Annotated in this window: 12 protein-coding genes; 4 read left to right on the top strand and 8 right to left on the bottom strand. The window is 64.5% G+C overall.

The features are described from left to right. Positions 1–57 precede the first annotated feature (57 nt). Complete coding sequence (locus BMW76_RS28360; RefSeq protein ID WP_090871294.1) at positions 58–267, top strand: hypothetical protein; 210 nt, start codon at positions 58–60, stop codon at positions 265–267. Between the two features lie 210 nt (positions 268–477). Here BMW76_RS28360 and BMW76_RS28355 read toward each other — a convergent pair whose 3' ends face one another. Then, positions 478–765, bottom strand: coding sequence for a hypothetical protein (locus BMW76_RS28355; RefSeq protein WP_090871292.1), 288 nt, complete (start codon positions 763–765; stop codon positions 478–480). A gap of 99 nt (positions 766–864) precedes the next feature. Further along, entirely contained in the window at positions 865–1,620 is a 756-nt protein-coding gene (locus tag BMW76_RS28350; protein ID WP_090871290.1) for a Mut7-C RNAse domain-containing protein, read from the bottom strand. 103 nt (positions 1,621–1,723) lie between these two features. Here BMW76_RS28350 and BMW76_RS28345 point away from each other — a divergent pair, with 103 nt between their 5' ends. Both BMW76_RS28345 and BMW76_RS28340 read left to right on the top strand, forming a co-directional pair. Next, entirely contained in the window at positions 1,724–2,593 is an 870-nt protein-coding gene (locus tag BMW76_RS28345) for an NAD(P)-dependent oxidoreductase (RefSeq protein ID WP_090871289.1), read from the top strand. Between the two features lie 171 nt (positions 2,594–2,764). After that, positions 2,765–3,412, top strand: a complete 648-nt coding sequence (locus BMW76_RS28340) for a LysE family translocator (RefSeq protein ID WP_090871287.1) — start codon at positions 2,765–2,767, stop codon at positions 3,410–3,412. Positions 3,413–3,501: 89 nt separating this feature from the next. On the opposite strand, the gene BMW76_RS28335 is transcribed toward BMW76_RS28340, so the two are convergent. Beyond that, entirely contained in the window at positions 3,502–4,794 is a 1,293-nt protein-coding gene (locus BMW76_RS28335) for an MFS transporter (protein WP_090871285.1), read from the bottom strand. Between the two features lie 95 nt (positions 4,795–4,889). Here BMW76_RS28335 and BMW76_RS28330 point away from each other — a divergent pair, with 95 nt between their 5' ends. Then, positions 4,890–5,819 (top strand): LysR family transcriptional regulator, encoded by a 930-nt coding sequence (locus BMW76_RS28330; protein ID WP_090871283.1) that lies wholly within the window; start codon positions 4,890–4,892, stop codon positions 5,817–5,819. A gap of 251 nt (positions 5,820–6,070) precedes the next feature. Here the strand turns inward: BMW76_RS28330 and BMW76_RS28325 are convergent, their stop codons facing one another. From BMW76_RS28325 to BMW76_RS28305, 5 genes are all read right to left on the bottom strand, one after another. Then, on the bottom strand, positions 6,071–6,907 hold the full coding sequence (locus BMW76_RS28325; RefSeq protein WP_090871281.1) for an OmpW/AlkL family protein: 837 nt from the start codon (positions 6,905–6,907) through the stop codon (positions 6,071–6,073). 154 nt (positions 6,908–7,061) lie between these two features. After that, positions 7,062–8,309: a DUF2957 domain-containing protein gene (locus BMW76_RS28320; RefSeq protein ID WP_090871279.1), complete on the bottom strand. Its 1,248-nt coding sequence runs from the start codon at positions 8,307–8,309 to the stop codon at positions 7,062–7,064. 158 nt (positions 8,310–8,467) lie between these two features. After that, a complete protein-coding gene (locus BMW76_RS28315; RefSeq protein WP_090871277.1) occupies positions 8,468–9,877 on the bottom strand; it encodes a DUF2957 domain-containing protein in 1,410 nt (469 codons plus the stop codon). 535 nt (positions 9,878–10,412) lie between these two features. Beyond that, the gene (argC, locus tag BMW76_RS28310; protein ID WP_090871276.1) at positions 10,413–11,360 is read right to left on the bottom strand and encodes an N-acetyl-gamma-glutamyl-phosphate reductase; all 948 of its coding nucleotides are present in this window, start codon (positions 11,358–11,360) and stop codon (positions 10,413–10,415) included. A gap of 191 nt (positions 11,361–11,551) precedes the next feature. Continuing rightward, positions 11,552–12,127, bottom strand: a complete 576-nt coding sequence (locus BMW76_RS28305) for a flavodoxin family protein (RefSeq protein ID WP_090871274.1) — start codon at positions 12,125–12,127, stop codon at positions 11,552–11,554. Positions 12,128–12,129 lie beyond the last annotated feature (2 nt).

Raw genomic sequence — 12,129 nt, 5'->3', positions numbered from 1 at the left:
ATGCTGTTCAATTCAACATTTGACTTAAAAGTCGTCAGGTTTTGGGGATAAACACACATGAAGAAGATCATCGCCTCGCTCATCACCGCCTCGCTCGCACTCGTGTCCGTTCAGGCTTTCGCACAGGCATCCGACGCAGCACCGGCAGCCGCTAGCGCCGCCAAGCCGAAGCACGCCCACAAGCAACTGAAGACGCATGGCAAGCGCGCAGGCGTGTCGAGCGCCGCTTCGGCTGCTGGTACCAACGACAAGGGCACGGCGAACTAAGCAGCCCGTTCGTCACGCCAGCCGCGAGCAACTGGCCGGGCGCGCCATCCTGGATGGCCCAGGCCCCTTCGCAGCGCTGCTGGCGTCGCAACAAGAAAGGCCGAAGCGAATGCTTCGGCCTTTTGCATTTTCAGCGCGGGCGGACGTGCCCAAGACGTGCCCACTCACGCAACTGAACGGCTCGCGTCGACCCTTTCGCTTTGCGCCCGTTCACGCGCTCGCTGCGAGTCCGTTGACGAGCAATTCGGCGACCAGCGCGTTCATGCCTTCGGGATGCGTCGCGGCCCGCTCCTTCAACTGATCGACGAGCGCTTGGGGCAGCTTGCACGCAAACGGCACGAGTCCCATCGCCTGATCGAGCTTGCGCTGTTCGCGCCGGTCGAGTTGCGGCTGTTGTGTCGACGCCTTGCCGAAACGGTCGGCGGCGAGAGTCTGTTTCATCTGGTTGCCCAGTTTCAGCGCCTTGTTCTTCTCAAGGTCGAATTTCTTCATTGCCATGCTGAAGGCCTCTAACGAATAAGCAATCCGCCATTGTACGCATCGCGAGCCGCTGAAATGCCGGTTCAACGGCGCCGTGCATGGGCGGCCGGGCGGAAGTCATTGCGCGGCGATCTGCGCGCCCGTCACGCTATCCATCAACGCACGCATTCGCCGCCAGTGCGAACCTTCCCAGAAGACCCGCCGGCAGACGTCGCAAGTCACGAACTGCGAATGCCGCTCGAGCACGCCAGCGGGCGCACGTCCCATCGCTTCGTCCTTTGGAATGCGCCGCAGCGGCGCGTTGCACGTCAGGCACAGGCGAAACGGCCGCGCGCTGCGCGCCAGATCGAGCCGGCCGAAAATCTCGCGCAACTGTGCTTCGGGCTTCAACGCGCGCACATAGCAGCCATGCATGATCGTGCGGCGCTTGAGCAGCTCGCGGTCGCGCGTGAGGACGATGCGGTCTTCGTCGGAGGCGATCGACTCGATGTGCGAATCGGCGTAGTGGTTGTCGTAGAGCGTGTCGAAGCCGGCCAGGCGCAGCAATTGCGCGAGTCCACCGAGATGCGCGTCGGCGACGAAACGCACCACGCGCAAAGGCCGCTCGCGTACGCGCAGCAGCGGCTGGATATCGAGCGCCTCAAACTTCGGATAGACGGCAACGCGATCGCCTTCCTTCAACTGATGCTCGAAGCCGACTGATTCGCCATTCACGAGGATCAGTTCCACTTCCGTGTGCGGCACGCCGAGCGCTTCGATCATATGCTTGGCCGTGGCGGCGCGCGCGCACTCGCAACTGAATGACTGCCGACGCAGTGGCCGCGCCAGGAAGTCGTTCAATTCTTCGTAGAAGCGGAAAGTCGCGGTGACCATGATGCGAGTATCGCACCGCGTCCGTTGCAGTGCCGATGGGCAATTACGAGCACGGCTCGTGCGACTGTGCTCTACTGCGGATTCTGTTGAACAGGAGCTATTGATGGACATCGGTTTTATCGGTCTCGGCGAGATGGGCGCCGCGATGGTCGCAAACATCTTGAAAGCCGGGCATAGCGTGCGCGTGTGGAACCGCTCGCCGGACAAGGCGCAGCCGCTCGCCGGACTCGGTGCGCAGGTGGTCGGCTCGCCCGCCGAGGCTTTCGCCGGAGACGCCGTCTTCTCGATGCTCGCCGACGATGCCGCGCTGCGCGATGTCGTCAGCGCGTCGTTGCTCGAGCATGCGCCGCGCGGATTGATCCACGTGAACATGGCGACGATTTCCGTCTCGCTCGCCGAAGAACTGGCGACAGCGCACGCGAGCCGCGGCGTGCACTACGTGGCGGCGCCCGTGATGGGCCGGCCCGACGTGGCGGCCGCCGCGAAGCTGACGATCGTCGCCGCCGGTCCCGCCGAGGCGATCGACCGCGTGCAGCCGGTGTTCGATTCGATCGGCCAGAAGACGTGGCGCATCGGCTCGCTGCCGCAGCAGGCGAACGTCGTGAAGCTCGCGGCGAACTTCATGCTGGCGTCCGCCGTGGAGACGCTCGGCGAAGCATCGGCGCTGCTGGGCGGTCATGGCGTCGCGATGCAGGATTTTCTCGATGTCATCACGAGTAGCGTGTTCCCCGGGCCGGTGTATCAGGGCTACGGCAAGATGATCGCGGAACGGCGCTATGAGCCGGCCCTCTTCAAGGCGCGGCTGGGCCTGAAAGACGTGCGGCTCGCGCTGGCGGCAGCCGACTCCGTCTCGACGCCGCTGCCGGTGGCGAGCGTCGTGCGCGACAGCCTGATCGAAGCCGTCGCGCATGGAGACGGCGAGAAGGATTTCGCCGTGCTGGGGCAGGTCGCGTCGCGGCGGGCGGGCCGATGACGTTTGATGGCCAGCGGGCCGCCAATCGACTGATTCTGGCTTGAACCGCGTCGCCGCTTGTCGATTGTTGCTGTCATTCGCGGCGGCAAGCGGCGGGCTTCGGCGCGCAACGGGCGGGGCGGGCATAATGTCCGTCCCGCCCGTTTTCCATTTCATCGAGCACGAAGCATCATGAGTCTGCACACCTGGTGGCTGTACGTGGCCACGGTTTTCGTCGTCTGCGCGATCCCCGGTCCGAACATGCTGTTGATGATGACGCACGGCGCGCGCTACGGCATGCGCCAAACGACGGCCACGATGGCCGGCTGTCTGATGTCGCTGATGCTGATGCTGGCCGTGTCCGTCGCCGGTCTTGGCGTATTCCTGAAAGCCTGGCCGGCGATGTTCAACGCATTGCGCCTGCTCGGCGCGGCATACCTGATCTATCTCGGCGTGAAGGCATGGCGCTCGCCCGCGAGCGAAGTCGCGGCGGCGAAAATCGAGTCTTCGCCCGACGATGCCGGCAGCAAGCTCACCCGTTCGCGCGGCTCGCTGTTTCGCAATGGCTTTCTCGTTGGCAGCAGCAATCCGAAGGCGATCCTGTTTTCGGCTGCGCTGCTGCCGCAATTCATCGACGCGTCGCGCCCGACGCTGCCCCAGTTCTCGGTTCTCGTCGCGACGACGGCCGTGCTGGAAATCAGCTGGTACATCGTGTACGCAGGCTGCGGCACGCAGATCGGCGCGAAGCTCAAGAGCAGCAGCGTCGCGAAGGCGTTCAACCGGCTGACGGGCGGCGTGTTCGTCGGCTTCGGCGCAATGATGGCGCTGATGCGCCACTGACGCTTCGCGCTCGCCACGTCGTTCGGCGCGGCGAGCCGGCCACCCATCGTTCGGCGCGCTCGCCCGGTCTTGCGGCGAGCCGCTCAATCTCAATGCCGGGTCCGCCGGGCCGCGCGGTCGACGAATCCGAACAGCAGCACGGCAATCGTGAACGCCAACGCGATCGCGCACACGCCGCTCCATTCAGCCCACGCCCACGCCGTGCCCGCGAGCGCGGCGCCCATCGCCCCACCGACAAAGAAGATTCCCACAAAGAGCGCATTCAACCGACCGCGTGCGGCCGGGTTGATGAGATTGATCGCGCGTCGTCCGAGCGTCTGATCGGTGATGACGCCTGCATCGAGCGCCGCCGCGCCTATGACGAGCAGCGCGAGCGCCACAACGGGATGCGCGGCCGGCGAGAACCCGCCCCAGCCCGCGCCCGCGACACCCAGTAGCAGAACGGCGCCGATCATCACCAGATGCGAGACGATCTGCGTCGCGCGCTCGGCGCCGCGATCGCCGAGATAGCCGGCGAGCGGCGTGACGATCGCGCCCGTGGCGCCCGCCAGCGCGAACGCCGCGATGCCTTGCATGCCGAGCGAAAACGGCGGCTGCGCGAGCCGCAACGCGATGGCCGTCCAGAAGGCGCTGAACGCGCCGAGCGCAAGCGCGGCCAGCGTCGCGCGCCGTTGCAGCACGGGCTCGGTGCGCAGCAGTGTCCACAGTGAGCGCAGCAACTCGGTGTAGCGCGCGTGAGCGAGGGGCGTGTGGTTCGGCAACTGGATGTAGAGGACGAGCGCAAGCAACGCATCGGCGGCCGCTTCGACGCCGTAAAACGTGCGCCACCCGAAGGACCCCGCGATCACGCTCGCAAGCGGACGCGACAGCAGAATGCCGAGCATCAAGCCGCTCATCACGTTGCCGACGGCGCGCCCGCGCCGGCTTTCCGGCGCCATCGACGCCGCCATCGGCACGAGCATCTGGATCACGCTCGACGTGGCGCCCGCCAGAAATACCGACGCCAGAAAGAGCCAGCCCGTCCGCGCGAGCGCCGACAGTGCGAGGAAAACGGCGCAGCACGCGAGCGTCCTGACGATCAGCCGGCGGTTTTCGAGCAGATCGCAGAGCGGCACGAGCAGCAGCAGACCGGCTGCGTAGCCGAGCTGAGGCAGCATCGCGATCAGTCCAGCCAGCTCCGGCGGCAGGTTCAGCGCGCGGCTGACGGGCCCCGTCAACGGCTGCGCCGCCGAGAGATTCACGACGATCACGCCCACGGCGGCGGCAAAAAAGAGTGTCAGCGGCGTGGTCAAGGTCCCCGGCGTTATGGGCAGTCGCGCCGGTGACGGCGAGGGCGGTGTGGTGACGGCACGCGGACAGGAGGTGTCGGCGGGTCGATTCATCGATTGGCTCCGAAGGGTTTCTATCCGACCTATCGTAGGGATGCCGTCGTTATGCGACAATTGAATTATCTCGATAATGTTTATGCGAGGTTGTTTTGAACACGCGAGACTTGCAGGCGTTCGTCGCGGTGGTCGAAAGCGGATCGATGGTGCGGGCGTCGGAAAAGCTGTTTCTCACGCAGCCGGGACTCACGCGCCGCGTGCAGAACCTGGAGGCGATGCTCGGCATCGAGTTGCTCGACCGGCAGAGCAAGCCGCTCAGGCCGACGGCGGCGGGCAACGAGGTGTATGGGCTTGCGCGTACCGTGCTGCGCGCCGTGGACGACCTGATGGCCGTCGCGTCGCCCGACAGTGAGCCGACGGGCGAGCTGAGAATCGGCGTGCCGCCGTTTCTGTCCGAACTCGCGCTGGAGCAGCCCATCGACAGGCTGCGCGGCGCGTTTCCGAAGCTCACGCTGCGCGTGACGGCGGGCTGGTCGCCGGGATTGCTGCAAGGCGTCGAGCGCGCGTCGGCGGATGCCGCCGTCGTGCTGCTGCCGGAAGGCATCCCGTTGCCGGAAGCGCTCACTGCGACGCTGCTCGCGTACAAGCCGACTGTGGTCGTCGCGCCGCGCTCCTTCGGCTTCACCGAGCAGCCGACGACGCTCGCCGAACTGTCGTGTCATCCGTGGGTGCTGAATCAGGATGGCTGCGGGATGCGTTCGGCGCTGAGCCGCGCGATGTCGGCTGCGGGATTGCCGTTCAACGTCGCCGTCGAGGCATTCGGCTCGGAATTGCAGTTGTCGCTCGTCGCGCGCGGCTTGGGCGTGGGGCTCGCGGCGCCAGAAGTGCTCGCGCGCAGCCCGCAGCGCGAGTCGCTGCAAATTCTGGACGTGCCGGATTTTCGCAGCGGCCTGAACGTGTGGCTCGTGCATGGCGCGCTGCCTGGGCGCCTGATCCGGCCGATCGCGTTGATGCGCGACGCGTTGATCGAAAAGCTGGAAAAGGATGCCGCCTGCTCGCCGTTGGCCGGCTCGACGGCATGATGCGGAGCACAATAGATGCACCTGAAGGGTGCAGCGCGGCGCGATGTCGCGAGCGTAGCAGGTAGTGCACCCGCTCTAATTTTGAATGTTGCGTCGCATCACAGGGTTTGCTATAGTTGTTTTTGTCTCCTCCATGTCTCCTCTGATATGGATTCAGCCCGCCAATACGGCGGGCTTTTTTTGCCCGTTTCCTTCGTACTTGCTGCTGCGCGCGCCCGTGCCATCAAAGCCGCTCGCGCGCACACGCGTCGTCAGAATTTGTATGACACCGCGAGGTACGTGATGATCGGATCCGCCTTCAGCTCAGCCTTCGATACGCCCAGTTCCGTGCCGTCCGCCGCTTTGATGATCACCGAAGACGTCGTTTTCAACGGGATATAGGTGACCGATGCCGTCACGCCCCAATGGTCGGTGATGTTGTACATCGCGCCGGCGTTGAAGACGGGCGCCCATGACGACGACGCCTTCGCTTCCACCGACGTCTTGCCCGGTTTGCCCGCGCCCGCGGCGAGAATGGCGCCGAGGTTGTCCTGAGTCGACGTGACGAAGTTGTTGTTCAGCTGAATGTCGCTGAACCAGTTGTACGACACGCCGATGCCGAGAAACGGCCGGAACTTCGCCGTCGCCGACGCGAAGTAGTACTGGAAGATCAGCGCCGGGCTCCATTGCCGTACGCTCTTCACGATGGGATTGACGGCGGGATCGCCGATGTCCTGCTTGCCGAGCGCGCCCGCCGGACCGGGCGGCTGAATCGTGCCGTGCCCGTAGATCTCGAACTTCGGCGGAATACCTGCCACCGACGTCACCGCGATATGGTCCGTGACGAAGTGCGAAAAGACGAGACCGGCGGTGTCGGCATTCGTGGTCGACAGGCTCGTGCCCGGCGACGTGAACGAACTCGGCAGCCGCAACGGCGTGTTGATCGGCACGGGCGCGACGTGTGTCGTGAGCGGCGTGCTCGAATCCTGCGGCATCACGTGGAACCAGCCGAGCGTGACGAGGTTGTCGCCGGCCTTTTGCGCATACGCGTTCTGTGTGGCGAGCGCGACCAATGCGGCAGCCGACGCCGCGACCAAGAGCTTTTTCATTGTCTTCCTCCTGAGCGGGCGGCCTGCCGCGCGGGCGACGGCGTTGTCGGCGCCGTCTGCTCCGCGCCCCGGCCGTCCGCTCTGCCGCGCGGGCAGAGAGACGCGCCGAGGGGCGGTCGCCTCGTTGCGTTTTATGGCGCGCGGCGCGCGCCCATCATTGGACGAAGGCGCCGATCGTGAAGTACGGCGACGACGCGTTCGACAAGTCCAGGAAGCCGAACACGCCCCCCGTGAAGATGAACTTGCCGGTCGGCGCGCTGCCTGCGGCCGCGCTCGCGTAGGTCGACGTGACGACGCCGGGAACCGTCTGCGTGAAGTCGAGGTTCAGCGCCTTGGTCAACGAGGCTTGCGACGGGTTGAACGGATCGAGCAGCGTCGCCTGCGTGCCGACGAGCGCATTCGTCCGGTAGTCGAACTCACTGTCGACGCCGATGTACTCGCCGTTCTGCGAGTTGACGGCGATGCTCGTCTGAGGCGAGAGGATCGAGATACCCGATTCGTCGTCGGCGACGGGACCGCTCAGGCCGTTCTGCGGATTCGGCGTCAGCGACGAATTCGCGACGCCCGTGCGGATCAGGATCGGCACGTTCTGGTTGCGCAGCTTGCCAACGATCATGAAGCCCTTGGCGACGGGCGATGCCGCGAGCGTCGGTTTGCCCTGGCCCTGGAAGTTGTCGGTTTCGAACGCGCCGCTGCCATCGGACGACTGCGCCCAGTTCGCGCCCGGCTGCTGGCACTTGCCGGCGTTGACGCCTGCGTTGTCGCACTCGGTCCAGGTGCCGTCGGCGTTGATCGTGATCTTGGTATCGACGACGGTCGGCGCGAAGTTTTGCGACGGAATCTGGTGATAGCCGAGCTGGTTGTACGTGCCCGCGATGTTGGCAAGATTCGTCTCGATCGACGAGAAGCCGATGAACGGGTAATACGGGAATGTCGTATCCGGCACCTTGCCCTGGCCGAAAATCCCGTCGAACTGGATCTCGGCACCCGGAATCGTGCCGCCCACCACGCCTTCGCCGACGAAGATGCGCGCCGGACGGTTCGGATCGAGACTCGCGCCGTTCAGGCGCAACGCGCACTGGTTGAGCTTGTTGGTGGGCAGCTGCGTTTCCTGGGTGAGCGTGCCGGAGGCCGATTGTCCCTTGCGGGTGGGCGCGACCGTTCCCTTCGTCGCAGGTATCGGCGATTCGACGTAGGTGACTTGCCACGTCATCTTTGTCGTGTCGAGTTGCAGCTTGACGAGTTCGCCGTCGCCGCCGCCGCCCGTGAAGGTCGTGTCGTAGTCGAGTGACGAAGGGCAGAGGCGGGCTTCCGTCGGCGGCGGCCCTTCGCTGCCCGAACCGCCGCAAGCCGCGAGCAACGGCGCTGCAAAAGCGAGCGCCGAAAGAATCTTCCAGTTCATTGTGCCTCCCTGTCTTGTTGTTGGCAGCCGGCTCCCGGTCCAGCCGCCTTTCGGTCTTGTGATCTAGCGGTGCTGCCGTGCTGCGGTCGTTGTGTCTTGCTGCACATGTTGTTGTCGGGTTGCCTTTTGTGGTCGTGTCGCCGCGTCGCTCATTTGCTTCACTTGCTGATCTGCGCGCCGACGCTGAAGTACGGCGAACTGGCCGTGTCGGCGTTGGCGGAAGTCGGCGCGATGCCGCCGTTTTCCGTGCCTTCGATGAAGATCGCGTAGAGTCCGCCCGCGGCGATGGCAAGGCCCGCTTTGCCCTGCGTGTCGGCAACGTTCACGATGCCGGGATTGCCGACGCCGTACTTCAGCGCGAAGCCGCTTTCGGCTGCTTGCGTGGTCGGATTGATGAAGGTACCGAGGCCGCCCTGGATCAGCGACGCGGTGTACCTGAAGTTCGAGTCCGCGCCGACATAGCCGCCGTCGAAGCCGCCCGACGCGAGCGGCGTCGCGCTCGCGAGCATCGCGATGCCGGATTCGTCGTCGACCTGCGCGTCCAGCGGAATGGCGCCCGTGCCGGTGAACACATAGCCCGTGCGCACGACAATCGGGACGGTGGCGCCGTTCAACTGGCCGAGGATCATATGAGCCTTCGATGTGCCCTTCTGGCCGAGCAGCGGCAAGCTGAACTGGTTTTCGATGCGCGGCGCGTTGTTGCTGTCGAAATAGCCGTTGGCATTGAGCGTCAGCGGGTCGCCCGTCGACAGGCATCCCGTCGAGCTCGTGTTGCCTGCGGTGGGTGCGGGATTCGTTGTGGACGAGCACGCGCCGTTTGCGTCGAACGTTTCGGACGTGCTGGTTGCGGCCGCCGCGTAGTTCGCCGATGGCTCGATGTGATACAGCAGGCCGTTGTAGGTGCCGGCGAGCTTCGAGAAATCCGTCGTCGTGCTCGCGAAGCCGAGGAACGGATAGAAGTCGAAGTGCCGGCTCGGCACGGCGCCGACGTTCTGGTAGGTCAGGATGTTCTTGCCGGCGTACGACACGTCCGCGCCGGGAATGCCGCCGCCCGCGACGCCTTTGCCGACGAACACAATCGGCGGGTTCGCCGATGAAAACGATGTGGTGTACGTCGAGCCCGTCGACGGCGCGGTGCCCGTGGCCAGCGTCAACATAAACGCGCAGCGCGTCTGCTCGGCGTTGGGCAGCATGCCTGCGGGCGGATGCATGACGGCGCCCGTGACGGTCGTGCCCGCGCGCGTCTCGTCGACCTGTCCCGTCGACACGGGAACCGGCGATTCCAGAAACGTCAGCGTGTACGTCATCTTCACGGCGTCGATGTGCAGCGAAACGACTTCGCCGCTGCCGGCTCCACCCAGGTAGGTGCTCTTGCCGATGTCGGCATCGGCCGGGCAGAGCGCGCTTGCGCTGGCCATCGATGTGGGCGGCCCTTGCACGCCGCAGCTCGATCCCGAGCACTGACTCGTCTGGATCGAGCCGGGGTTATCCGCTTTCCCTCCGCCACAGGCGAGCAAAAAAGGCGCGCTGGCAATGGCACATGCCAGCCCTCTTGAAATGGCGTACATGCTGTTGTCTCCCTGTTGGCCAGAGTTGCGGCTTTAGCGCGTTACTCCGATCCATGTTTGCCTGCTGATCTAATTTGCGAGCTAATTTCGCTGCGGGATTTAAGGCTGTCAATTGAACGAATCGTCTAAAAAGTCCGATTCAAACAGCGCATTTTTCGCGGAGAGTCGTATGGCGCTTCGAGGCACGCGTTTTAAAACAAAAACGCATTCTTTCGACGGTGGGCGGATTTCTGCCTGTTGTCGCTCCGCCTTTACTGGCGGGCGAGAGGGCAAAATGGCTCCATCATCTTCGAACGTTCGTTCGCAAAAAATCCGGAATTTCCCTATGCGGTAATAGATGCGTAATAGAGAAGGGAGGGGAGCAGTAAGTGCCGGATTTCAGGAGTGCTGGTAATAGTGGGAAAAATGAAAGGAATTACGCCGCGTTTAATTAACCGTTTTAAATCGCGAATCGGCGATCGTAAAAGAAAAAGCCGGCGTTTGAATGCCGGCTTTGTGATGCTTGGGGACGGTAGTGCCGTCCGCGAGCGATCGGTTAGCGTTTCAATCCCGTCGCTTCATCGGCGCCGATCGCGAGATTCATGCACTGGATCGCCGCACCCGACGCGCCCTTGCCCAGATTGTCGAGTCGCGCGACGGTGACGAAGCGCTCCTCGCTGCCGAACACGAACAGGTCGACGCGATTCGTGTCGTTGTTCGCCTGGACGTCGAAGAAGCCGCTGTCGAGATTGTCGTCCGCATTGAAGGGCGCGACGCGCACGAACTGCTCGCCGCTGTAGTACTCCGCGAAGAGCGCCTGCACTCCTTGCGGCGTGGCCGGCTTCGCAAGCTGGCTCGGCGTGAAATACGTCGTCACGGCGAGGCCCTTGAAGAAGTTGCCGACGATCGGCGTGAAGACGGGCGGATGCTTCAGGCCCGTGTGCGCTGCCATTTCCGGCAGGTGCTTGTGCGTGAGGCCGAGCGCGTACGGGCGCGGGCTGTCGAGCTTCGCGTTGCCGCCCGCTTCGTAGTCCGCAATCATTTTCTTGCCGCCGCCGCTGTAGCCGGTGATCGAATAGCTGTGCGCCGCGAAATCCGCCGACACCACGCCCGCCTCGACGAGCGGACGCATCGCAAGCACGAACGCCGATGCGTGGCAGCCGGGCACTGCGATGCGCCTGGCCGTGCGCAGACGCTCGCGTTGCGCGCGGGCCAGTTCGGGAAGACCGTACGCCCAGTCGGCATGAGTGCGGAACGCCGTGCTCGCGTCGATGAGCACGGTGCGGCCGTTCTCGACGAGCGACGCCGATTCGCGCGACGCGACGTCCGGCAGGCACAGGAACGTGACGTCGGACGCATTGATGAGGCGACGGCGCTCGTCGATGTCCTTGCGCTTCGCTTCTTCGATGCGGAGGATTTCAACGTCTGCGCGCTGCGACAGGTATTCGAAGATTTTCAGGCCGGTCGTGCCTTCCTGTCCGTCGACAAAAACTTTCGTGCTCATCTCGATCTCGCTGGCTTACGGAAAACGGGGCGCTCACTGCGCCGGAACGCCATTTTAAGGCTGCTTGGCGGCGCGTGTGCGGCGCGTCTGCAGATTCGGCGAAAAACACGTTGCGCCGCAACAGTGACGGCGGCATGACAGACCGTGCTGCCGGGACGCGATCAGGACGCATCAGCATGCGCGGCGCCCGCCTATGCCGGCTGTCCCGCCTTCCAGCGCGCCGTCACGGCCGCAATGCGGGCGCCGAATACTTTCGCCGTTTCGATGTCGCCGGGCAGCGGCGCTTCTTCGGGCGTGGCGTCGGCGGGTGACTGCGACAGCAGCCCGGTGAAGCCGCCGACGTAGTTCAGATCATTGCGCGTCGCCGCTTTCGTGTTGGACGGCATCATGCCCGTGCCCGCCCAGATCATGCTGTGCTGCATCGCCAGCGTGACGAAATACTGGATCGTCGAGAACTTGTCGCCGTTCATCGTCGCCGAATTCGTGAAGCCGGCGGCAATCTTGTCCTTCCACTTCTGGCTGAACCACGGCTTGGAACTGGCGTCGGCGAATTTCTTGAAGTCGGCGGACGGACCGCCCATGTACGTGGGCGCGCCGAAGATAATCGCATCGGCTGTGTCCAGTGCGGCCCAGCCCGCGTCGTCGAGCTCGCCGACGGCGATCAGTCTTGCGTCGGCTCCGCCGTCGAGCGTGCCGGCGAGAACTGCTTCCGCCAGCTTCTTCGTGTGGCCGTAGCCGCTGTGATACACGATGATGATCTTCGACATGG

Source organism: Paraburkholderia diazotrophica, from assembly GCF_900108945.1.
Lineage (GTDB): Bacteria > Pseudomonadota > Gammaproteobacteria > Burkholderiales > Burkholderiaceae > Paraburkholderia > Paraburkholderia diazotrophica.
Note: the sequence above shows the minus strand (reverse complement) of the source record. Positions and strands in the feature narration are given on the sequence as shown.